19 protein-coding genes are annotated in these 22,279 nt (G+C 60.1%); 10 read left to right on the top strand and 9 right to left on the bottom strand.

All coding sequences use genetic code 11. The annotated features are described in order from the left end of the window. Window positions 1–62 precede the first annotated feature (62 nt). A complete protein-coding gene (locus tag ACRZ94_RS14790; RefSeq protein WP_480654637.1) occupies window positions 63–1,676 on the top strand; it encodes an SIR2 family NAD-dependent protein deacylase in 1,614 nt (537 codons plus the stop codon). An 11-nt stretch (window positions 1,677–1,687) separates the two neighbouring features. Here the strand turns inward: ACRZ94_RS14790 and ACRZ94_RS14795 are convergent, their stop codons facing one another. Further along, window positions 1,688–2,422 carry an MBL fold metallo-hydrolase gene (locus tag ACRZ94_RS14795; protein WP_480654639.1) on the bottom strand — a complete coding sequence of 245 codons (735 nt, stop codon included), beginning with the start codon at window positions 2,420–2,422 and terminating at the stop codon, window positions 1,688–1,690. A gap of 64 nt (window positions 2,423–2,486) precedes the next feature. Between ACRZ94_RS14795 and ACRZ94_RS14800 the strand changes: the two genes are divergently transcribed. From ACRZ94_RS14800 to ACRZ94_RS14820, 5 genes are all read left to right on the top strand, one after another. Then, on the top strand, window positions 2,487–3,392 hold the full coding sequence (locus tag ACRZ94_RS14800) for a LysR substrate-binding domain-containing protein (RefSeq protein ID WP_480797676.1): 906 nt from the start codon (window positions 2,487–2,489) through the stop codon (window positions 3,390–3,392). Between the two features lie 88 nt (window positions 3,393–3,480). Further along, window positions 3,481–4,662: a CaiB/BaiF CoA transferase family protein gene (locus ACRZ94_RS14805; protein ID WP_480797677.1), complete on the top strand. Its 1,182-nt coding sequence runs from the start codon at window positions 3,481–3,483 to the stop codon at window positions 4,660–4,662. Next, a complete protein-coding gene (locus tag ACRZ94_RS14810) occupies window positions 4,659–5,369 on the top strand; it encodes a glutathione S-transferase family protein (RefSeq protein WP_480654645.1) in 711 nt (236 codons plus the stop codon). Before ACRZ94_RS14805 ends, ACRZ94_RS14810 begins: the two co-directional genes overlap by 4 nt. 31 nt (window positions 5,370–5,400) lie before the next feature. Next, window positions 5,401–5,814, top strand: coding sequence for a GFA family protein (locus tag ACRZ94_RS14815; protein WP_480654647.1), 414 nt, complete (start codon window positions 5,401–5,403; stop codon window positions 5,812–5,814). A 61-nt stretch (window positions 5,815–5,875) separates the two neighbouring features. Continuing rightward, complete coding sequence (locus ACRZ94_RS14820) at window positions 5,876–6,790, top strand: carbon-nitrogen hydrolase family protein (RefSeq protein ID WP_480797678.1); 915 nt, start codon at window positions 5,876–5,878, stop codon at window positions 6,788–6,790. 59 nt (window positions 6,791–6,849) lie between these two features. Here the strand turns inward: ACRZ94_RS14820 and ACRZ94_RS14825 are convergent, their stop codons facing one another. From ACRZ94_RS14825 to ACRZ94_RS14850, 6 genes are all read right to left on the bottom strand, one after another. Further along, window positions 6,850–8,907 (bottom strand): adenylate/guanylate cyclase domain-containing protein, encoded by a 2,058-nt coding sequence (locus ACRZ94_RS14825; protein ID WP_480797679.1) that lies wholly within the window; start codon window positions 8,905–8,907, stop codon window positions 6,850–6,852. Window positions 8,908–9,094: 187 nt separating this feature from the next. Continuing rightward, on the bottom strand, window positions 9,095–10,114 hold the full coding sequence (locus ACRZ94_RS14830) for an endonuclease/exonuclease/phosphatase family protein (protein WP_480797697.1): 1,020 nt from the start codon (window positions 10,112–10,114) through the stop codon (window positions 9,095–9,097). Next, a complete protein-coding gene (locus ACRZ94_RS14835) occupies window positions 10,114–11,160 on the bottom strand; it encodes an ABC transporter ATP-binding protein (protein ID WP_480797680.1) in 1,047 nt (348 codons plus the stop codon). Before ACRZ94_RS14835 ends, ACRZ94_RS14830 begins: the two co-directional genes overlap by 1 nt. Window positions 11,161–11,171: 11 nt before the next feature. Next, window positions 11,172–12,065, bottom strand: coding sequence for an ABC transporter permease subunit (locus ACRZ94_RS14840; RefSeq protein ID WP_480654654.1), 894 nt, complete (start codon window positions 12,063–12,065; stop codon window positions 11,172–11,174). Window positions 12,066–12,076: 11 nt separating this feature from the next. Beyond that, window positions 12,077–12,958, bottom strand: a complete 882-nt coding sequence (locus tag ACRZ94_RS14845; protein ID WP_480654656.1) for an ABC transporter permease subunit — start codon at window positions 12,956–12,958, stop codon at window positions 12,077–12,079. Between the two features lie 72 nt (window positions 12,959–13,030). Next, entirely contained in the window at window positions 13,031–14,335 is a 1,305-nt protein-coding gene (locus ACRZ94_RS14850; RefSeq protein WP_480797681.1) for an extracellular solute-binding protein, read from the bottom strand. Between the two features lie 548 nt (window positions 14,336–14,883). Between ACRZ94_RS14850 and ACRZ94_RS14855 the strand changes: the two genes are divergently transcribed. From ACRZ94_RS14855 to ACRZ94_RS14870, 4 genes are all read left to right on the top strand, one after another. Further along, entirely contained in the window at window positions 14,884–15,834 is a 951-nt protein-coding gene (locus ACRZ94_RS14855) for an ABC transporter substrate-binding protein (protein WP_480797682.1), read from the top strand. Window positions 15,835–15,916: 82 nt separating this feature from the next. Further along, complete coding sequence (locus tag ACRZ94_RS14860; RefSeq protein ID WP_480654662.1) at window positions 15,917–16,954, top strand: quaternary amine ABC transporter ATP-binding protein; 1,038 nt, start codon at window positions 15,917–15,919, stop codon at window positions 16,952–16,954. Beyond that, entirely contained in the window at window positions 16,947–18,536 is a 1,590-nt protein-coding gene (locus ACRZ94_RS14865) for an ABC transporter permease (protein ID WP_480654664.1), read from the top strand. Before ACRZ94_RS14860 ends, ACRZ94_RS14865 begins: the two co-directional genes overlap by 8 nt. Before the next feature lie 50 nt (window positions 18,537–18,586). Continuing rightward, entirely contained in the window at window positions 18,587–19,561 is a 975-nt protein-coding gene (locus tag ACRZ94_RS14870) for an arginase family protein (RefSeq protein WP_480797683.1), read from the top strand. Here the strand turns inward: ACRZ94_RS14870 and ACRZ94_RS14875 are convergent. Beyond that, window positions 19,558–20,526, bottom strand: a complete 969-nt coding sequence (locus ACRZ94_RS14875) for an agmatinase (RefSeq protein WP_480797684.1) — start codon at window positions 20,524–20,526, stop codon at window positions 19,558–19,560. The genes ACRZ94_RS14870 and ACRZ94_RS14875 overlap by 4 nt on opposite strands. A gap of 69 nt (window positions 20,527–20,595) precedes the next feature. Next, window positions 20,596–22,116, bottom strand: a complete 1,521-nt coding sequence (locus ACRZ94_RS14880; protein WP_480797685.1) for a trimethylamine methyltransferase family protein — start codon at window positions 22,114–22,116, stop codon at window positions 20,596–20,598. Between the last annotated feature and the right edge of the window lie 163 nt (window positions 22,117–22,279).

The following is a 22,279-nucleotide window of genomic DNA, read 5'->3' on the forward strand; positions in this document are numbered from 1 at the left end:
CGCCCGGTCCGCAAAGATGGCCCGTCGCCGCGCCTTGCAAAATCTCTGGGAGGATTGGCGCTTTGGCTGAATCCAAATTCAATGTCCCCAACCCGCCCGAGATTTTGAAAACCGCCCACGCGGAAAACCGTTTGCTGCCCTGGGTCGGATCAGGTCTGTCCAGCGCGATTGTCGGTAAGACCAGCCTGCCCGGCTATGGCGCGCTGATTCTCTTGATGGTGGACGCCGCCAAGAAGCGTGTCACCCGCCCGCCCGAGATATGGGATGCCATTGCCCAAAAGGTCGAAGCCGAGGATTTCAAGGCAGCGGCCATGTTGCTGCGTGCTGAGGTTCCGCAGGACGACTTTACCCTGATGGTGCGCGATCTGCTGCGCAGCACCCGCCCGCGCCCCTCTCAGCACCACGTCATGCTGAACCTGATGAAGTTCCCGGTCTTTCTGACCACGAATTACGACCGGGTTCTGGATCAGATCGTGCGCCCCCGGCCCGAGGTTTTGACCTATCGCGATGGCGATACGCTGCGGGCATTGCTCAGCGACCGGGACTCGCTTTTTCATGAGGACGAGGCGCCTAAGATCTTCAAGCTGAACGGCGATCTGGCGGCCCCGCCCACGATTGTTCTGGGGCAGGCCGACACGCTGGGCCTTTTTGATGTCACAACGCAGCTGGGCCAGACGATTGCAAAGCTGTTTCGTCAGATCATGCAGGATCATTCGATCCTGTTCATGGGGTATTCCTTTGGTGATCCGGATTATCGTCATTTGTTGATTGAAACCGGGGATGCGCTCGGCGCTGATCGTCGACCCCATTTTGCCTTGCTTGAAAGCGGTGCGCTTGCCTCGGTCCCGGATCGGGCGGAATTGGAGGACAAGGCGGGCATCACCTTTCTGCCGTTTGATCTGGATCCCGACAACGAAGATGGCGACCCGTTCCGGGCTTTGTGGCAATTCCTTAGCCAAATCCCTAAACCGACCCGGTTCACGCCAACGCCCGGCGGGGTTGCGCGAACATTTTTTCCCAGTGCGGCACGGCCCGATTACCTGAGGATGCAGGATGAGTTCGAACAGCATACGGATGTGTTTCGGTTCATCACACCTTCGCTGACCAACGGGTTTGCAACGCATCAGTACCTGAATGCCGCTGTGCCCGACACGCTGGATGAATTCAAAGGCGTGGTAGGCGCCGAGGACTGGCCGGAATGGTCCGACAGTGTCATGTCCCGGATGCATTCGCGCACAAACACCTTTGTCACCCGGCTGCGCGCCGGGGCAGAGGCGCGTATTCTGTGCAACGCCAAGAAGCTGACCAACGACATTGCGACCGGATCACAGCTTGTTCTGGACCGTTATGCCTATGTGTTGAAATGGCTTGAGGACCCACAGGCTGATGTGGAATTGCGCCTGTTCACCAAGACCGAGGATTCCGTCAGCCTGACCAGCTTTGCATCCCTGATGTGCGGCGATTGGGCAGGCAGTGACATCGCCGTTGCCTACGCCACCCAGGCGACCGAGGTCACGTTCAACACTCATGTCTTTGAGGTCAACACCGAGTTTTCCAAGGACATGCTTGTGATCTTCGAACGCGAATGGGCCCGCGCGATGCCCAGCATCGCAAGCGCACAGGTGATCCGCGACGGTTTGCAAGCGCGCGGTGTTGTGTGCGATGGGCCTGAATAGGTCGCAACGGATTACTCCTGCAACACAACCTCGGTCCCGGTTTTCAAGAGGCACACGTTCGGGCTGCCGAACACATGATCTGAGCTGCCATAGTGGGACACGTAGAACCGGGTGTTTGGATGTTTGGCCGCGAATGCGTCAATTTCATCGAATGAGGCATGGTCGGCACTGTGCTCGGCCCGCCCATGCACAATGGCCACCGGCGCTGTGGCGATCCGGTCATAGAGCGTTGGGTCAAACGCGCTGTCTGCTGTCCAGCCAAACACCGGATGCCCGCTGACCGCATCTGTGGCAAGGAACCCAAAGCAAAGATAGGAATGGCGCGTTTCCAAAACCTCAAGCTTAAGACCCGCGACTGAAAGCGGGGTGGTCTCGTCCGGCGCGTTCCATTCGGCAATGCTCATAGCTGGGTGATCCGCGTAGCTGAGTTCGTGCAGACGGTGTCGGGCGACAAAATCCAGTACATTGGGGTGGCCAAAGAACGTGATGGGCTGACCGGTTCGGCCATGCTGGATGGCCATGTAGACGGGGAGATCGCCAGTATGGTCGTTATGGTTATGCGAAATATAGATGTGGCGTGGCAGTGCATCCCCAACAAACGACCTGAGGGACCGCGCCACACCCGCGCCGCAATCCAGCAGCAGAACCGGGTTTCCGTCCCGTTTCAGGACATAGGCCGTGCTGGGCTCGCCCGTCAAAAAATTCGTTGCGCCTTTGCCGACCCCTAAGCATAAAATTGACAGCATGGCGCGCCCTTTCCAAGGTAGATGCCTCAGTATGTTACGATTTTTTCCAGGATAAAACGGTGAAATGTCGTTGAAAAAAACCTTTGGTCCGCAAGACTACTTTCCGCCGTTCGGCGGTTTGAAATCCTTTTATGAAGTGGCGCTGACGGGCAGTGCAGTGCAGGCGGCGGCGCGGCTGAACGTGTCGCCTTCGTCGATCAGTCATCAGGTGAAATCGCTGGAATCCGAACTGGGCGTGCGCCTGATCGAAAACCGCAAGGGGCGGCTGTACCTGACCCCCGATGGCAGCCAGTTCTTCGACCGGATCAAGGGCCCGATGGCGGAAATCCTGCGCGCGACCGAGGCGATCCGCTCAATGCCCGGCCGCAAGCGCGTCTCGTTGACGTTGACCCCGTCCTTTGCGGCTGGCTGGCTGTTGCCACGGCTGGCCGGTCTGGAGCGGAGCCACCCTGATCTTGAGGTCAATCTGGTCACAACGACACGCGTCGTCGATCTGGAGCGCGAAAACGTTGATTTGGCTATTCGGCGGGGCACCGGGGACTGGCCCGAGGCCGTTGCTCTGCCGCTGCTGCATGAAACCATCGTGCCGGTGATGTCGCGCAGCCTGGCGGCTGAGGTACAGGATATGCCGCTGTCTGAGGTCCTGAAATCTCAGCGCATCCTTGTGAACACGACCGTTGATGGCGAATGGGACCGGTGGTGCTCTGCGCGCGGGATGGATGTGCCCGGCGTCGAGCAGCGCTATAGCCTTGAGACCTATGAGCTGACCATACAAGGCGCGCAGGACGGTCTGGGGATTGCGCTGGGGCGGCGGCCTTTGGTCGATCCCTTGCTGGACATGGGTGTGCTTGTGGCGCCGTTCGATGTCCCTGACGTCGACAATATGGCCTATTTTGTTGTGCGGACCAACGACGCGATGCGGTCCGATCTAAAGCGGTTTCACGATTGGTTGATGCGGCACACGAGTTGAATTTTTTTCAACTGCACCTGAGATTTTTGCACTACGCTCGGACACGCGCGGCGTTTAGCGTCAAGGCAAGGACCACAGGAGTTTGGCGATGACACAGAACGACGACCTTGTTCGAAACGGACCGCTTTCAGGTGTCCGGGTTATTGACCTGAGCGCCGTCGTCTCTGGCCCGATGAGCACGATGATCCTGGCCGATCAGGGCGCGGATGTCATCAAGATCGAACGCGCGGACGGGGATTTCACCCGCCATGTCGCGACAAGGCGCGGCGGGCATGCGGCGTCCTATCTGAACAACAACCGCAATAAACGCTCGGTGGTGGCCGATCTGAAAAACCCCGACGATATTGCGATGATCAAGCGGTTGGTGGCGGATGCAGACGTGTTCATCCAGAATTTCCGCCCCGGCGTCGTTGACCGTCTGGGGCTGAGCTATGAGGTGCTGAGCGCGCTTAATCCGCGTCTGGTCTACATGTCGATCTCGGGTTTTGGCTTTGATGGGCCGCTGGCGGACAAGCCGGTCTATGACCCGCTGATTCAGGCGCTGTCGGCGCTGACCACGGTTCAGGCCGGATCGGATGAGGAGCGCCCGCGTCTGGTGCGGACCATTCTGCCCGACAAGCTGACAGCCGTGCAGGCCAGTCAGGCCGTGACCGCCGCGCTGTTTGCGCGTGAACGCACGGGCAAGGGGCAAAAGGTGACCCTGTCGATGCTGGACACAGTGGCGGCGTTCCTGTGGGCCTCGGACATGAACGGGCACACGTTTGTGGGTGACGAGATGGATAAAGAGGAAAGCCAGTCTTTCCACGATCTGATTTATCAGGTGAAAGGCGGCTATCTCAGCATCTCGATCATGCAGAACAAACATTGGGAGGCACTGGCGCATGCCACCGGTCGCCCCGACATTCTGGACGATGAACGGTTCAAGACGACCGAACTGCGCGACGTTAACCGACACGAGCGGTTGGAGCTGACTCAGACCATTGTGCGCGACGTGGACCGGGACGCTCTGCTGGCCGCGCTGGAAGAAGCTGGTGTGCCCTGCGCCCCGGTTTTGACCCGGCGCGAAATGCGCCAGCATCCGCAATTGCAGGCCAACGGGACGATTGTGGAATATGACCACCCCACGGCTGGCCGCTTGCGCCAGACCCGCCCGGCGGCGGTGTTTCATGGCACGCCCGCAACCGACCTGCGCCCGGCCCCGGAACTGGGTGAGCATACGGATGAGGTACGGGCCGAGGCAGGGGCCGCCAAGCTGGCGGATGCCTCATGATCGACTTCTATTACTCTCCCACGCCGAACGGCTGGAAAGTGGCGATCATGCTGGGCGAGACCGGGCTGGAGCATCGCACGGTCCTGATGAACCTGCGTGCGGGTGACCAGTTGACGCCGGCGTTCCGGGCGATCAGCCCCAACGCGAAAATGCCTGCCATTGTCGATCACGACGCGCCACACGGTCTGCAAACCGTGTTCGAGAGCGGCGCGATCCTGTTGTATCTGGCCGAACGTACCGGCCAGTTCGGGCCGCAAACGCCGGCTGAACGTATCGCCTTTAACGAATGGCTGTTCTGGCAGGCCGCCAATCAGGGCCCGATGGGCGGGCAACTGAGCCATTTCGTCAATTACAGCCCCGAGGGCCAGACCTATTCTCACAAACGCTACAAGGGTGAGTTCGAACGCGCGCTGGCGGTGATGGAAACATGGCTCGACGGGCGGGACTATATGATGGGCCGCTATTCGATCGTGGACATGATGTGTTTCCCGTGGGCCTTTATCGCCAAGCCTTTGGGCGTGTCGCTGGACGCCTTCCCGAACGTCGCGGCGTGGCGTCAGCGGATCAAAACGCGCCCGGCGGTAATCGATGCGATCAATCTGCACAAGGACGCGCAATTCTCGGGCACGGCCACGGCCGAGCAGAACGCAACGCTGTTCAACCAATCCGCGGCCCATTTGATGCAAGGACACAAGAAACCCGCCTGAAAGAAAAACACCAACCAGCAAGGAGAACCCAATGCCAAAGATCGAAGGAAGCTGCCTGTGCGGTCAGGTCACCTATAGCTCAAGCGCCGAAGAACCGGCGATGATGGTTGTCTGCCACTGCCCCGATTGCCAGAAACAAAGCGGCTGCGGCTATTCCACCAATGTTCTGGTGCCGACCTCATCGATCACCTTTACCGGGGACAGTCTCACTCAGTATGTCGTCAATGGGGATTCGGGTCAGCCGGTGACGCGGAATTTCTGCAACAAGTGCGGCTCACCTCTGGCAACGGAACTGCCTGCGTTCGACAATCTGGCGGCGGTCAAGGCGGGGACCCTTGAGGACAGCAGTTGGGTTAAGCCCACGATTCAAATCTGGTGCGATTCGTCGCAGCCCTGGAGTACGCTCAGTGATGACATGGCCAAGGCGCCAGCCAACCCGGGCTAAGCCGAGTTGCACAAAGCGCCACGTGTCCGACGTGGGCGTGACCCAGACAGGAGCATAGAATATGAAGATAGCTGCGGTTCAGGCCGCCCCGGTTTTCCTTGACCCGCAAGCCACCACCGACAAGCTGATCGGCTTGTTGCGGGCCGCTGCTTCTGAGGGTGCAGAACTGGTCGTTTTCCCCGAAGTGTTCCTGTCAGGCTATCCCGTCTGGCTGCGCGCGCCGGCTGTAGCCCACAATGATGAACTGCTGAAGGTCGGCCATCTGGCTTATCTGAAGTCGGCCATCACCACCGACGGCCCTGAAATCGCCGCCATCTGCGCCGAGGCGACCGCCTTGGGTGTGGCCGTGATGACCGGCATTGTCGAACGCTCGGGCTCGGGCGGGTCGGTCTACGCAACGCTGGTCACCATCCTGCCGGACAAGGGCGTGGTGAACGCGCATCGCAAGCTGAAACCCACCTTTCACGAGCGTCTGCTGTGGGCAGATGGCGATGGTCACGGGCTGACGGTGCAGGATTGGAAAGGGGTCCGGATCGGCGGTCTCAATTGCTATGAAAACTGGCAGCCATTGGCGCGGCAGGCGCTGTATCAGCAGGGCGAGCAGTTGCATATCGCGACATGGCCCGGCGATCTGGATGTCACCGATCACATCACCCAGTTCATCGCGATGGAGGGGCGGGTTTACGTGGTATCCGTCTCAGGCCTGCTGCGCAGCGCCGATATTCCCGACAGTTTCCCGCTGCGGAAATATGTGACCGAGGGGCGGGATTTGATCAACGATGGCGGCAGTATGATTGCGGCCCCCGGCGGCGCTTTGCTTGCCGGTCCGGCGGTGGGGGAAGAGGTTACGTTATATGCCGATATCGATGTGGACGCCGTGACCTCGGCCCGGCTGAAACTGGATCCGGCAGGCCACTACAGCCGCCGCGATATCCTGAGCCTGTCCCATAACCGGAACCGGCTGGATCAGGGCTAGGCCCCGGCTTTTTAACGGCATTGCATTTCTGACAGACGTGCCCCGTAGCAAGGGGTGTGTCAGGTTTTGTCCGTGTTTGTAACCGGGTGCCAATCCTTTGGCAGCGGGTTTTGCATCAGCTCTTGAATGCGGCCCCGCATCGCGGCTGAGGCCGGATCGCCGCCGCAGGCGTGATCGGCGGCCTCGAAGGATTTGAGCGCCTGCTCAAATTGCCTGTTGCGGTAGAGCTTCAAACCCTGCTCGTAAAAGGCAATCCAATCTGTCGAGCCGTCGAATTCATCGGCCATCGCAATCAGGTCATAAACGACCAGCGGTTCCTGGCGGCCTACAACGCTCACCGTATCCAGTTCACGCACGATGATGGCATCCCCGGCATCTCGGCGGGTTTCGGGGCCGATCAGGATGCGGGTGCCAAAGACCTTGTTTGCGCCTTCCAGACGGCTGGCGACATTCACCGCATCGCCAATCGCGGTATAGTTCAATCGCTGTTCCGAACCGATATTGCCGACCAGAGCCTCACCGCTGTTTACCCCGATCCGCAGTTGCAGCGGCCCGCCCGACCCATCGGTGACCCCGGCCTCGGCCACGGATTTGACAAGGTCCAGCGCCGCCCGGCAGGCGTTGACTGCGTGGTCTTCATCCTGACGCGGGGCGCCCCAAAAGGCCATCACCGCGTCACCCATGAACTTGTCGATGGTGCCGTCGTGGCGCTCGATGGCGGCTGAGGCTGTGGTAAAGAACGGCTCCATCAGTTGGACAATTCTGGGGCCCAGTTTTTCCGAAATTCCGGTAAAGCCCGTGACATCGCAAAACAGGACCGAGATTTGCTTCATGTCGCCGCCGGGCTGTGTCTTGATGCCCTCGGCGACCAGCATGCGCACCAGATCGGTGGGGACGTATTTGCGGAACGCCGACAGCCCCGCCGCCATGCTGGCCGTGGCGGCCGAGAGGTTGGCCAGTTCCGAAAGCTTTGAGGGTCTGCGCGAAATCCGCTCAACATCAAATCGTTCGATCTTGCTGAGGTCTTCGGCAATGCGCGCCAGCGGGTTGGCAACAACCCTGCGCACCAACCAGATCGCCATCCCCGTTGCTGCCAGCACGACGGCAATCAGGATGTAGAGCAAGTTGATCAGCGTCTTGTCGATGCCGGACAAAAAGGCCGATTCCGGAATGACGGTCGCCACCCGCCAGCCGTAGAACCCAAGCGGGCTCAGCGCGACCGCATAGGGCACGCCATCAATCACAACGCGTGTGGTCGCGCCGCCCGAAGGGTTGCGCCCGGCATCCCCCAACAGACGTTCGCCCGAGATCATGGCGGCCTCGTACAGCTCGCCCTCACCCATGCGGGCGGGGGTGGTTTCATCCGCCAGGGCATCAGGGACCGCGATCACCTTGCCGTCGGCGTCAAGGATATAGGCCGCACCGAACTCACCCGGGTGAAGGCTGGCCAGAAAACGCGACAGTCGGTCCGTTTCAATTGCAACAGCCAGAACGCCCTGCCGCCCGCGGTTGACGTCAATCGGGCCGGCATAGGCGTAGACGGTCTTGTTGCTGCCGGGCAGGCCAAACGCCTCGATCCAGCCGGGCGAGTTCAGGCCGATGAAATTTCCGAACCACGCATGTTCACGGGGATCATAAGCGGTGTCTTCAAAGCTGCGTTCTTCGAACTGGATATCGCCGGGGATGAAGATGTAACGGTCGGTGCGCAACTGGCGCGCGCGGATGTCCTTGTCGATCTCGATCATCTCAAGCCCGGCATCCCCCAGACGATGCGAGGCAAAGAAATTCCCATCGGGCCAGCCAAAGAAAATCCACGAGATATTAGGCTGCGCCTGCAATTGCGACAGAAACACAAACTCGCGCTTATCAGCTTGGCGCGTTGCGATCACGTTTTGAACAAAGATCGTGCGCACAGCCGACCATGCGGCCTCGGCGGACCTTAGGGTTGCGCCAACTTCGATGCGCACCGTATTGACGATCTGGCTGTTGATCTCAGCCGCCAGCATGCGGCTGTTGTCACGCGCCGTTGTCCACCACAGGGTATGCACAATGACCGTGGACACACCGATGAACAGGGCCACAAGAACAGAAACAGCAATGCCGACGCTGACGCGCATCGTTTCTCCTGAAAGCTTCAGCTGTTACAGCATTGGAACGAGAATAGCCGAATGGCAAAGGCTGCGTGGGAAAACACGGCAAATATCACGCATCTGTTAGGGTTTGTGCGCGCAAACAGTCACGGTAGGTTCGGGTTTGCCACAGGATGACGGCCCGCAATGGGCCGCCTTTCCATTTGCCTGCCATTCAAAGCGGCGCTGAGTCGCCTTTGACGGAAACTGTGGCCCAGACACAATCGTGATCCGACAGTGGCGTTCCAGAGGCCGGGATGGACGTCAAAATACCCGATCCGAGCGGTTTGAGCGCACGCCCCGCCAGCCAATCCAGTTTCATCTTCCGCTCGGGGTGGGGGGTGATCAGACTGGGCCGTGTGGTATCGCCGGGGGCCGTGAACTCCCAGGAATAGCCCTGATCTTCTGCCAGTTTGAACAGGGTTTCCCGTCGCCAGTCAAAATCGGGCGGAATGTGGTTTCCGGTGTTGAGGTCACCACCGATCAGAACCGGCATTCCGGGGGCGAAGCGGTTAACCTCTTGCAGCAACAGCCCGAATTGGGCGTGTCTGTGGGCGGCGTCTGCGTTGCTTTCCAGATGCGTGGACACCACACAGACGGGGCCGGACACAGTGGGCACAACAGCAGCAATCGCCATCCGTCCGCCTACGCGGGGCTGGCCGGGATCGGTCGCGCCGGCCTCGGGTACGAACCAGTGACCGTGGTCGTCCAGACGGATCAGGGCGGTCCGCTCGAACGGGGCCGACGACAGGATGGCATTGCCGTGCCAGCCCAGAGCGTTGAAATCATCGGTGCAGAATGTGCGCTCGGTCGCGCCGCCCAGATCAAGTTCGTGGAATTCGACGCCAAAGGCATAGGTCATACCCAATGCGTGCGCCATATCCCGGGTTGTGTGGCGTTGCGCGGTGCGGGCCATACCGTGATCAACCTCGGACAGTAGAACCACATCCGGGGCGATCTGGCTCAGATGGGCGGCGGTGTCTTCGGGAAACAGGCAACGTTCCACATTCCAGGCAGCTACGGTGAACTGGTCAGGCAGTTGGGTGGCCGAGGCTGCGCCCCCCAGTTGCACGGCATTCATGGCGGGAAGCATGGCGAGAAGCTCACGATGCGCCTCAGCCGTGCGGGGGGCGGAGACGATCGCTTGCCGCTGATCCGGCGTGACGGCGGGCAAGGCGTTCAAAACATCAGTGATCACAGGGTTCGTCCCGTTTCCGCATCGAACAGCCGCAGGGCTTCGGGCCTGAGGGTCACACGGGTTTCGCCGGTCTGGACGTGTTCATCCTTGCCGACCATCACCGTAAAGGGCTGATCGGCGATGGCCCCGTGCAGCAGGCGGTGGGCCCCCAATTCTTCCAGAATGTCCACGCGGAAGGGGATATTGCCCTGCGCGTCCAGCGCGACATCTTCGGGGCGGATGCCCATGGTCACGGGCCCGGCATAGGACCCCGGTGCGGGCATCAGCCCATCGTAGCCGTTAAGCCGAACCTGCGCATCGTCCACCTCAGCCTCGATCAGATTCATCGGCGGGGCCCCCATGAACGAGGCGACAAAGGTCGAGGCCGGGTTGTGGTAAATCTCGGACGGGGTGCCGATCTGCTCAATCCGGCCCGCGTTCAGAACAATGATGCGGTCGGCCATCGTCATCGCTTCGACCTGATCATGGGTCACGTAGACGGCGGTGGTGCCAAGGCGGCGTTGCAGGGCCTTGATCTCAATCCGCATCTGGTTGCGCAGCTTGGCGTCAAGGTTGGACAGCGGCTCATCAAACAGGAACAGGGCCGGATCGCGCACCACTGCGCGGCCCATGGCTACGCGCTGACGCTGACCACCCGACAGCTGCGCCGGTTTGCGGTCCAGATACTCGGTCAGGTTCAGCATCCGGGCGGCGTCTTCGACCTTGGCTGCAATCTCGCTGGCCGGGGTGCCGCGGTTCTTGAGCCCGTAGCCGATATTCTTGCGGACAGTCATATGCGGGTACAAAGCATAGTTCTGGAACACCATCGCGATGTCCCGGTCCGCCGGGTCCACGTCATTGACCACCCGGTCGCCGATTTTCAGCACCCCTTCGGTGATCTCTTCCAGCCCTGCGATCATCCGCAGCAGGGTGGACTTGCCACAGCCCGAGGGGCCGACGAGCACGACGAACTCGCCATCCTGAATGGTGAAACTGGTGGTCTCAACCGCGTGAAAGCCGTTGGGATAAACCTTGCGGATGCCCTCTAATGTGACCTGAGCCATGCGCGTATTCCTTATTTGTCGGATTCTGTAAGGCCCTTGACGAACCAGTTCTGGAAAAAGACCACGACCGCCACCGGGGGGATCATTGCCACGATGGCCAGCATCAGGGCCTGACCGTAATCGGGGATCTGACTGTCGGTGAAGGTCAGAACGATCTGCTTGATGCCGCGGACCAGGGTGAAAAAGCTCTCATCGGTGGTGATCAGCGTGGGCCACAGATACTGGTTCCAGCCAAAGACAAACATGATGATGAAGATCGCCGCAATCATCGTCTTGCTGAGCGGCACAAGGATGTCGACAAAGAACTTCCACGGGCCCGCGCCATCGATGCGGGCGGCCTCGGCCAGTTCCTCGGGGACCGACATAAAGAACTGCCGGAAAAAGAATGTGCCGGTGGCCGATGCGATCAGCGGGACGATCAGGCCGGTATAGGTGTTCGTCAGGCCCAGTTTCTGGATCGCCTCGTAGGATGGCAGGATGCGCACCTCAAGCGGCAAGAGAAGCGTGGTGAAGATCACCCAGAAGGCCAGCGTCGCAAAGCGCAGGCGGAAATAGACAATGGCATAAGCCGCCATCATCGAGATGATGATCTTGCCCACCGCAAAACCGATGCCCAGAATGAACGAGTTCATCAGCATCAGCGTGCCATCCACTGTTTGGGTGAACCCGCCCTTTTCGAACATCGCGGCGTGGAAGTTCTTGCCCAGATCGTCGCCCAGCGTCAGTTGCAGCCCTTCGCGGTGAATGGTCACCGCGTCATGGCTGGCCGTGATCAGCGCCAGCAAGGGCGGCAACATCATCAGCAGCGCGCCCAGGATCAGGACGGTGTGGTCGCCAATCGCCTCCCATTTGATGCGACGGGGGCGGCGGGCCACGGTGGGGGTGTCGAGTGTCGTCTCAGCCATGTCCAAAGCCCTCAGGTATAGTGAATCCGGCGTTCCACCAGGCGGAACTGAAACACGGTCAGGATCAGCACCAGCACCATCAGGATCACCGATTGCGCGGATGAGCCGCCAAGGTCATTGCCCCGGAACCCGTCCAGATAGACCTTGTAGACCAGCGTCATCGGGTTGTTGCCCGGCTCGCCCTTCATCAGCGCATCGATTACGCCGAAAGTGTCGAACAGCGCGTAGGTGATGTTGATGATCAGCAGGAAAAACGCGGTGGGGGCCAGCAGCGGGAAGGTCACCTGCCAGAACCGCCCGGTGGCCGAGCGGTTGTCGATCATCGCCGCCTCACGCACGGAGCGCGGGATGGATTGCAGGCCCGAGAGGAAAAAGATGAAATTGACCGGAATCTGTTTCCAGACCGACACGATAATCATCGCGGTCGCCGTCGCGTTATAGTCCACGCCCAGTTTGAAATCCCAGCCGAACATCTGAAAAAACTTGGTCATGGGGCCGGTGCTCTGGTCGAAAAACAGGATGCCCAGAAAGCCTGCGACCGGCGGGGCAATGGCATAGACCCACATCAGCAGGGTGCGATAGGTCTTGGCCCCCCGGATCACCTTGTCGGCCTTGACCGCCAGCAGCAGCGCGATGGCCAGCGAGAAAAAGGTGACCAGAACGGAAAAGACAATCGTGAACCACGCGATGCGCTTGTACTGATCATTGCCCAGCAGCGAGGTATAGTTTTCTGCGCCCACATAGGTCGACCCGAACCCGAACGGGTCCTGCAGAAAGAACGACGATTGCAAGGCCCAGCCCGCAGGCCAGTAAAAGAAGATGGCGATGATCATCAACTGCGGCAGCAACAGCGCCACAGGCAGCCAGATCGTGTCAAAGCCCGCGCGTTTCATGAGTGGTCCAGTCCGAAAAAAGAGTGATGGCCGCGCCCGGGGGCACGACCATCCTGGGATTGATCCCGGGGGTTAGCCCTGGGTTTTGCCAAAGCGGGCCAGCAGCTCGTTGGCTTCTTTTTCGATTGTTTCAAAGGCGGTCTCGACATCGGTTTCACCGGTCAGGATACGGCCATATTCGCGGTTCATGATGTCGCGGATCTGGACGTAAAAGCCCATGCGGTAGCCTTTGGTGTTGTCGCCCGCTTTGGCCTGCAGCTGGTTGACGCCAACTTCGGCAGCCGGGAAGCGGTCATAGTGACCATCGGCCTTGGCGGCCTCATAAGCGGCCTCGGTGATCGGAACATAGCCGGTTTCCTGATGCCAGAAATACTGGGTCTCGGGCGCGGTCAGAAAGCGGAAGAACTCGGCCGTTGCCTTGTTTTCCTCGTCCGATTTGCCGGACATTGCGAACAGGGCTGCGCCACCGATGAAGGTCTGGGTGGGCTCGGCGGTGACGGCTTCCCAATAGGGCAGCTCGGTCGCGCTGAACTCGAACGGCAGGTCTTTTTGCAGCAGACCGCCAAAGGAGCCGGACGAGCCCAGCCACATGGCCACTTTGCCTTCTTCGAACGGCTTCTGGTTGTCACCCCAGCCGGTGCCATACCATTCGAACATGCCGTTGTCTTTCCACTCGGTCACGGCGGTGAAATGCGCCTTGATGGCATCGTTGTTGACCAGAATCTGGGTGTCGATGCCGTCATAGCCGTTGTTGTTGGTGGCGAACGGCAGGTCGTGGCGCGACATGAAGTTTTCGGTGAAGATCCAGGGCAGGTGCGACTGGCTGAGCGCAATGTAGCCTGCGTCTTTCAGCGCCGGGGCGGTGGTCGACTGGAACTCTTCCCATGTTTTCGGCGGGGTGACACCAGCGGCTTCCAGCGCGTCGACGTTATAGTACAGGATCGGCGTCGACGAGTTGAAGGGCATGCCGATCATCTTGCCGTCGCTGTCGGCATAGAAATAGCGAACGCCGGCGATATAGTCGTTGATGTCGAATTCGACACCATTGTTGGCCAGCAGGTCCTGAACCGGAACGGTCGCGCCCTTGGCGCCGATCACGGTGGCGGCACCGGCGTCGAACACCTGCATGACGTTGGGCTGTTCGCCCGCGCGGAAGGCGGCGATGCCTGCGGTCAGCGTCTCTTCGTAGCTGCCTTTATAGACCGGAGTGATCTTGTACTCGTCTTGCGAGGCGTTGAAATCCTCGGCGATTTTGTTGACGGTTTCACCCAGCTGACCGCCCATCGCGTGCCACCAGGTGATTTCGGTTTCGGCAAAAGCGGCGGTCGCGGAAAAGGCGACGGCGGCAGCAGTTGCGCTGAGTTTGAAGTTGGTCATTTCGATCCTCCGGTTCGGGAGCAGCCCCGACAATTGGCAAACAGGCCGGTGCGAGGGGACAGGCCGCTGAGCGTGAAAAGTCTGATGCAAACGGGAAAAGCCCGGACGCAATGCACGGTTTGTGCACAGGAGGGCACCTACGCGGGGCCTGTGACAGTTCGGTGAAGCTTTTGTTGCAGAATTGACAAATTGCGGGGTGCCGGGGACCGTTTTTGGTCGCCTTTGACACCAGCAATCCCGGTCAAAGAATCCTACTGCGCAACGTACAAGCCGTTGCAGATGCGGTTGTCCTGTCGGGCTGAGTGATCACGCGCAATTTGCAAAAAGCCAAAACTAAACTACGATAATACCGGATGCTTCAGTTTGTTGCGCCAGACACTTGATGCGCGGCATACCGGCATGCTTCAATTTTCGAGCCATCCGGCGCTTGTTGCCTGCGGCCGAAAAAACAAGGAAAGCTCTGACTTTCCCCAGAATACCAAAAGGTGCGTAACGGTCCCGCCGGGATCAAAAAACAGCACCAAATACGACCAACATGGAGATATCAAATGAAGAAAATTGCAACGCTTTTAGGTGGCGCATCTGCCGTGATCGCCGGACCGGCACTGGCGGCGGATATTGTGATCGGCGTGCCAAACTGGGCGTCGGTCAACGCGACAGCGCATATCCTTGAGGTGGTGATCGAAGAAAACCTCGGCCTGGATGTTGAGCTGCAGAACGGGACCAACCCGATTGTTTTTGAGGCAATGGACAGCGGGTCGATGCATGTGCACCCCGAGGTCTGGATGCCCAACCAGCAAAACCTGCACGACACCTATGTCAAAGACAACGGTACGGTCGTGATGAACCAGAATCCGGTACAGGCCGAGCAGGGCATGTGTGTCCCGACCAGTATCGCGGAACAGTATGACATCAAATCGATCGATGACCTGAGCGATCCCGACAAGATGGCGATCTTTGACACCGACGGAAACGGCACGCCCGAAGTGTGGATCGGTGCACCCGGCTGGGCGTCGACCGTTGTTGAAAAGATCCGGGCCAAGTCCTACGGCTATGACCAGATCTTTGACCTGACCGAGTATGAAGAAACCATTGCCTATGCCAATCTGGCAAATGCCACAAAGGCCGGCGATCCGTGGATCGGGTTCTGCTACAGCCCGCATTACATCTTTGTCACGCAGGACCTGACCGTTCTGGAAGAGCCGCCGCATGACCCGGCGACCTGGACGATTGTGCAGCCGACCGACGACCCGGATTGGCTGTCCAAGTCCGAAGCGTCTTCGGCCTGGAACGGTGCGACATTGCACCTGCACTATGCCAAGGAGCTGGAAGAAGCCTATCCCGAAGTTGCTGCCCTGTTCAGCAATTATCAGATGAGTGGCGATGATCTGAGCGCGATGGGCAAGGCGCTGGCGGTGGACAATGTGGAAGCCGCAGATTTTGCCCGTCAGTGGGTGGATGCCAACGAAGACACCGTCATCAACTGGCTAACCAACTAAATGGCAGATAGCCGGGCCGCCGCGACCTCTCGCGGCGGCCCTTTTCTTATCTGCGGGCGAAACTCCGCCTGATGAGGGACATATGGACGAACCAGTCGTAAAACTAGAAAATGTCTGGAAGATTTTCGGTGCGCGCGCCGAAGAAGCCATGGCAGCCGTAAGGGCCGAAGGGATTGGCAAACCCGAAGTTCTTGAAAGATTCAATTGCGTGGTCGGCGTACAAGGCGCGACCTTCGAAGTCCCGAGAGGAGAGATTTTCTGTATCATGGGCCTGTCGGGGTCGGGCAAATCGACTCTGGTGCGCCATGTCAACCGGCTGATCGAGCCGACGGCGGGCAAGATCGAGATTCTGGGTCACGACGTCTCGAAAATCTCCGAGAATGAATTGCGCCGTATCCGGGCCCAGCAGATCGGGATGGTGTTCCAGCATATGGCGCTGATGCCGCACCGGTCCGTTCGGGACAATGTGGCCTACCCTCTGGAAATCCGCAAAATTTCCAAATCCAAACGGTGGGCGGTGTCGGATCACGCGCTCGGCCTTGTGAACCTGACGGGGTACGAGGATCGCCTGCCCAAAGAGCTGTCCGGCGGCATGCAGCAGCGGGTTGGCATTGCCCGCGCGCTGGCCTCGGACCCCGAAATCCTGCTGATGGATGAGCCATTCTCGGCGCTGGACCCTTTGATCCGCCTGCAATTGCAGGATCAGTTCAAGGCGCTTGTGGCGCAGCTGCAAAAGACCACCTTGTTCATTACCCACGATCTGGACGAAGCCATCCGCATCGGCCACCGGATCGCCATCATGAAGGACGGTGTGATCGTCCAGATCGGCACGCCCGAAGACATCGTGATGAACCCGGCGGACGATTACGTGCGCGAGTTTGTTCAGGGCATCTCAAAGCTCAAACTGGTCAAGGCGCATTCGATCATGGAGCCGATCGGCAGCTATTCCGGGCCGCTCGACGGTGCGCCGCGTGCGGATGAAGGATCGGATTTGGATCAGTTGATCGATCTGGCGGTGGGAACTGATTTGCCAGTTGTCATAACGGATGCGGGCAGCGACGTGGGCGTCGTGACCAAACCACGCCTGCTGCGCGGAATTCAGGGGGGCAAAAATGACTGATGCAACCGCCGAAGTACAAGTAACAGCGGCCTCCGATATCGAGGTCGACCGCGACGCGCTGGACAGCTCGATTCAAGAGTTCGCCGGGCCGAACGGTGACTACTACATAAACGCCTTCCACAAAATCCATGACGCGACCAGCGCGGTGCCCAATACGTTCAACACCTGGGCCGCGGTGCTGGGGCCGCTTTGGTCCGCTTCGCGTGCGATCTGGGGGATGTTCTGGGCGTTCCTGATCCTTGAGATCATCGCCTGGGTGCAGATCGGGCGCGGCGCCTGGGGCAATCCGGGCGCCGAGTTTTCGGACCGGGCCGCGGGCCAGTTGGACCGCGCCGCGGAACTTTTGGAACGGGCGGCCAATTCGACCGAGCAGTCGGATATCGACCGGTTCACGCGCCTTGCCGAAAACATCCAAAAGGCAGCCGATACCAGCCTGGAACGGGCGGCAGCCGCACAATCCGAGGCCACGGGGATCATGCTGACCGGTTTGGTGATGCTTGTGGTGTTTAAATTGATACAGGGATTCTACGCGGATCGTATCTACGAGAAACAGTATTCCAGATGGCGTATCGACCCCGACAGCACCGAAAGCGGCCGGTCCACGCGCAACACCGTTCTGGGTGCTGTTCTGGTGGCCGCAATTGCGCCCCTGATCATCTATAAATTCACCGTCAACGCCTCGCTTGCGATGCTGGACGCCTTTCCCGAAAAAGAGGTCTCGGCCCTGATCCTTGGCGAAGGGCAAGGCACGCTGTTTTCCAATATCGCCAGCTGGATGGAGGCGCAGATCGACGCCGCCGCCCTTGCGGGGGGCGATGTGTTTGACGGGATCGTGGCGGGGGTCCGCTCGGTTCTGGATGCGCTGACGATTGCCCTGATCGGGTCGCCGTGGCCGGTTGTGATGCTGGTGATCTGCGTGACCGCATGGCGCGCAGCAGGGCCACGGGTGGCGATCTTTACCGCCTCGTCCCTGGCCTATATCGCGTTGCTTGGCTATTGGGATGTGGCGATGGAGACGGTGGCACTGGTTGGTGCTGCGGTGCTGTTATGCGTGGTGTTCGGCATTCCGTTGGGCATCTGGTTCGGCAAATCCCAGCGCGCCTACCGCGCGGCGGAGCCGGTGCTGGACCTGATGCAAACGCTGCCTGCGTTCGTCTATCTGATCCCGATCATCGCGTTCTTTGGCACCGGCAACCCGCCGGGTATTCTGGCGACGATCATCTTTGGGATGCCGCCGGTCATTCGTCTGACCGCGCTTGGGATGCGCGGGGTGCCCGACAGCATCAAAGAGGCCGCCGTGGCCTTTGGCGCCTCAAAATGGCAGTTGCTGAAGGATGTCGAAATCCCGTTGGCGCTGCCCTCGATCATGACGGGGGTCAACCAGACCATCCTGATGTGTCTGTCGATGGTTGTGATCATCTCGCTTATCGGCGGCGGCGGTCTGGGCAAGGAAATCCTTGAGGCGCTGCAATACGCAGCCAAGGGTCCGGGCCTGCTGGGCGGCTTTGCCATCCTGTTCTGCGCCATGGTCATCGACCGGATCGTACAGGGGGCCTTCCGGCGAGAAGACGAGAAAATCTGAACACAGACGCCCCCGCCAGCCGGGGGCGTTTTTTATTGAAGGGGGTGCAAATGGCCGACCGGTACGAACAGTCGATGATGGACAATCTTTACTGGTGGGGCATACCGACCCTGTTCCGCTGTCCCAATACCGGCCCCGAGGGGCAGGACATCGCCTTGGTCGGGGTGCCCCATTCCACCGGCAACGGCACGACCGAGCGGGATCAGCATCTTGGCCCGCGCGCCTTGCGCCATGTCTCAGCCGTACAGCGCAGGGTGCATTCGGTATTCGAAATCGACCCATGGAATAGCGCCAAGATCGCCGATGTGGGCGATGTGCCCTTCCCACGTGCGAATGACAATGAGGATTGTATCGAGCGTATCACGGGTTTTTACAAAGACATCGACGCGGCAGGCGCGCGGCCCGTGTCAGTGGGCGGAGATCATTCGATCACCGGCGGCATCGTGCAAGCGCTGGGGCGGGGCCAACTGGCCGGGGGCGAGCCGATCAGCTTTTTGCATCTGGATGCCCATACGGATGTGTTCACCAAAGTCGATCACTTTCTGGGGGCCAAAAAATCAGCGGCCCATTGGGGCGCGTATCTGGCCGATCAGGGGCAGGTTGATCCCACGCGGTCGATGCAGATCGGGCTGCGGGGCCACCCGCGCAGTCTGGACTGGCTGCAACCGTCTTACGACTATGGCTATAACATCGTCACCATGCGCGAATTCCGTCAACGCGGGTTAGAGGACGTGGTGGCGCAGACGCGCGAGGTGCTGGGTGATCGTCCGGTCTATATCACCTTCGATCTGGATTGCCTTGACCCGACTATCGCGCCTGCGGTGTCCAATCTGGAACCGGGCGAGAAGGGGTTCGACATTGACGAGGCGGTGGGAATTTTGCGGGCCGCGCGCGGGCTGAATATCGTGGGCGGAGACGTGGTTTGCATGATGCCCACCAAGGACAGCCCCAACAATATCACCGCCCTGACCGCTGCGGCGGTGATGTTCGAAATGATCTCGATGATTGCCGAAAACGTCCGTTAGCGGCGTGCCTCCACGGCTTGCGCCAGAACGCAGAGCAGTTCGAACATCAGCGATATTCCCAGCCATGCGGTGCCGCCTTCGGGATCAAACGGGGGCGCGACCTCAACCAGATCGGCACCCACAAGGTTCACACCGGCCATCTGGCGGATCACCTGCTGGGCCTGAAAACTGTTCGGTCCGCCGATTTCGGGCGTACCGGTGCCGGGGGCAAAGGTCGGGTCCACAAAATCGATGTCATAGGTGCAATAGGTGGGCTTGGTGCCCACAATGGTGCGCACCTCGGCCATCACGTCGTGGATGCCCCTGTCGAACAGCTCTTCGATGCGGATGATGCGGATGCCCTGCGCCTCGCCCCATTCGACATCCTCGGTGTTGTATGCGGTGCCGCGAATGCCAACCTGGACAAAGCGTTTGGGGTCCACCAGCCCTTCTTCGACCGCGCGCCGGAACGGGGTGCCATGGGTGAATTTATGCCCGCCGAAATAGGTGTCGAACAGGTCCGTATGGCTGTCGAACTGGATCAGACCCAGCGGCCCGGATTTAGCCAACGCCCGCAGGACGGGCAGGGTGGTCAGATGATCGCCCCCAGCCGTCAGCGGGGTAATGCCGCGCGCGTGCAGGTCGGTGTAAAAGGTCGTCACCCGATTCAACGTATCCTCAATATCCACCGGGTTCGGCGCGACATCCCCCAGATCGGCGCAATTGACCATCGAAAACGGCGCAATACCCGTCACCGGGTTCATCGCACGGATCATCGTCGAGAAATCGCGCAGCTGGCGCGGCCCATGCCGCGCACCGGGGCGGTTGGTGGTGCCGCCATCCCAGGGGATACCGATCAGGCCCAGCTCAACCTCGGCAATGCGGTCATGATCCAGCGTCATGCCCGGCAACCGCATGAAGGTCGGGATGCCCGCAAACCGGGCCAGATCCATCGCCGAAACCGGCTGAAAAAACGCGTTGGTCATATGGTGCCTCTGCCCTTGTCCTGACGCGAGCCTAACGGCAGAAATGCCGCTTGGGAATGACCGAGGTCCTCAGATCAAGATGTTGAACCGTTCGCGGATCTCGGCGTCTTGCTGGGGTGTCAGATAGTTGGGGTGATGGGTGGCCAGAATGTCCCTGGCCTGTTCCCGGGCCGCGGTCCACGCGTCGGTTGCCCCCTCTTCCTGCCAGGTGCGCGGTGCATTTCTGTCGGCAATTGCCGGATAAAAGTAATCCCGCTCCATCGCCTCATAGGTCTGAGCGCTGCCCAGAAAGTGCCCATCCCCCAGAACGGACTGGCATATCGCCTCAAAGCCCAGATTTTCCTCGGTCACCTCAATCCCGCGCAAGGCCCGGTAGGTGTGCGAGTGCATTTCGTTGTCCAGCACAAAGCCTTCGAAACTGGCCCCCAGCAGCGACGCCGTCATGCCCGAGCTTTCATAGATCAGGTTCCCCCCTGCCAGTGCCGCAGCCAGAGAGGTCATGGCCTTTTCCACCCCGTATTGCGCGTCAATTGCTTTGGCATCTGTCATCGATGCGGCCACCCCGGATGGCAGGCCGAGCCAGTTGATGATCTGGGCCGATGCCGCGTTCAGAATGGCGGTCTCACCACTGCCGCCCGCAAAGGCACCGGTGCGCAGGTCCACGACAAAGGGCCAGTTCGAAAACACCATGGGAAAGCCCGGCTGGATGGTGTTGACCATCACCAGACTGGCCAGCGTTTCGGCTAAAGACTGCGCCAGAAACCCGGCCAGTGTTGCCGGTGCTGTCGCCCCCGCCTGCGCGGCAGTGATGCAGGACATCGGAATATTGTGAGCCACGCATTCATAGACCACATCCACCGCGTCCTCGCCATAGCGCAGCGGAGAGATCACCGGGCTGATATGGGCCTTCAGGAAAGGACGCTTGGCAAACTCACCCGGGCCACCGGCCACGATGTCCAGCATTTGAACAATCGGGGCCACGTTTTCGGCCAGCGTGAATGAGGTCGCCACCGGTTTGGTCGTGTTACGCACCAGCGCATAGGCCGTGTTGATGTCCAGATCGCGCACATCAGGCACATCCGTCGCCACGCAGCAGCGCGTGAACCAACTGACATTCGGCAGCGTGTCCTGCAAACGGGTAAAGTCGTGCAGATCGGCCAGGGTCGACGGGCGATACAGCCCCGTATCCATATCCAGCGTCTGAACCGCCGCGCCCCCGGTGCCAAAATACACGCGGTCGCCCCCCACCTGGATCGAGCGCGCCTCATCCCGCCCATGAAAGGTAAAGGTCTTGGCCGCCGTCTGGATGGATCGCTGTACCATTTCACGTGGGAAGACCAGCCTGTCCTGATCCCTCGGCTGCGCGCCGGCGGCCCGCAGATCGGCGGCCAGACGGTCCGGCACATTGCCCATGCCCAGCGTTTCCAAAAGGCGCAGGGCGGTTTCAAAGATGTGTTCCAGCTCTTGCACTGTCAGCGGTTTGAATGCGCCCCCCTTTTGGCCCGGTGGGCAGGGATCGACCACAGGTTTGGCCGCACGCTGGGCGTGGCGTGCTTTGCGACCGCTGCGTTTGCTGCCTTCCGTTGCCATCCTGCCCCTTTCCAAGTGTTCGTCAGGCAAAGCCTAAGCGGCAAATTGGGCGCTCGGCAAAGGCGAAGTGCGAATTTCAGAATCCTCAATCGCAGTTTCGATTTTTCCACACAGGCCACGCCCCTGTTGTCGCATCGCTTTGTTGTTACGCAAAACTGGCGGC

The organism is Ruegeria sp. CH10 (genome assembly GCF_056537125.1).

Excerpts from the sequence above, each read along its gene's own strand:
- ACRZ94_RS14815 (WP_480654647.1), top strand. The coding sequence starts at position 5,401 with ATGCCAAAGATCGAAGGAAGCTGCCTGTGCGGTCAGGTCACCTATAGC.
- ACRZ94_RS14845 (WP_480654656.1), bottom strand. The coding sequence starts at position 12,958 with ATGAAACGCGCGGGCTTTGACACGATCTGGCTGCCTGTGGCGCTGTTG.
- ACRZ94_RS14870 (WP_480797683.1), top strand. The coding sequence starts at position 18,587 with ATGGCCGACCGGTACGAACAGTCGATGATGGACAATCTTTACTGGTGG.
- ACRZ94_RS14880 (WP_480797685.1), bottom strand. The coding sequence starts at position 22,116 with ATGGCAACGGAAGGCAGCAAACGCAGCGGTCGCAAAGCACGCCACGCC.
- ACRZ94_RS14825 (WP_480797679.1), bottom strand. The coding sequence starts at position 8,907 with ATGCGCGTCAGCGTCGGCATTGCTGTTTCTGTTCTTGTGGCCCTGTTC.
- ACRZ94_RS14860 (WP_480654662.1), top strand. The coding sequence starts at position 15,917 with ATGGACGAACCAGTCGTAAAACTAGAAAATGTCTGGAAGATTTTCGGT.
- ACRZ94_RS14840 (WP_480654654.1), bottom strand. The coding sequence starts at position 12,065 with ATGGCTGAGACGACACTCGACACCCCCACCGTGGCCCGCCGCCCCCGT.
- ACRZ94_RS14795 (WP_480654639.1), bottom strand. The coding sequence starts at position 2,422 with ATGCTGTCAATTTTATGCTTAGGGGTCGGCAAAGGCGCAACGAATTTT.
- ACRZ94_RS14855 (WP_480797682.1), top strand. The coding sequence starts at position 14,884 with ATGAAGAAAATTGCAACGCTTTTAGGTGGCGCATCTGCCGTGATCGCC.
- ACRZ94_RS14850 (WP_480797681.1), bottom strand. The coding sequence starts at position 14,335 with ATGACCAACTTCAAACTCAGCGCAACTGCTGCCGCCGTCGCCTTTTCC.
- ACRZ94_RS14810 (WP_480654645.1), top strand. The coding sequence starts at position 4,659 with ATGATCGACTTCTATTACTCTCCCACGCCGAACGGCTGGAAAGTGGCG.
- ACRZ94_RS14875 (WP_480797684.1), bottom strand. The coding sequence starts at position 20,526 with ATGACCAACGCGTTTTTTCAGCCGGTTTCGGCGATGGATCTGGCCCGG.
- ACRZ94_RS14805 (WP_480797677.1), top strand. The coding sequence starts at position 3,481 with ATGACACAGAACGACGACCTTGTTCGAAACGGACCGCTTTCAGGTGTC.
- ACRZ94_RS14820 (WP_480797678.1), top strand. The coding sequence starts at position 5,876 with ATGAAGATAGCTGCGGTTCAGGCCGCCCCGGTTTTCCTTGACCCGCAA.
- ACRZ94_RS14865 (WP_480654664.1), top strand. The coding sequence starts at position 16,947 with ATGACTGATGCAACCGCCGAAGTACAAGTAACAGCGGCCTCCGATATC.
- ACRZ94_RS14835 (WP_480797680.1), bottom strand. The coding sequence starts at position 11,160 with ATGGCTCAGGTCACATTAGAGGGCATCCGCAAGGTTTATCCCAACGGC.
- ACRZ94_RS14800 (WP_480797676.1), top strand. The coding sequence starts at position 2,487 with ATGTCGTTGAAAAAAACCTTTGGTCCGCAAGACTACTTTCCGCCGTTC.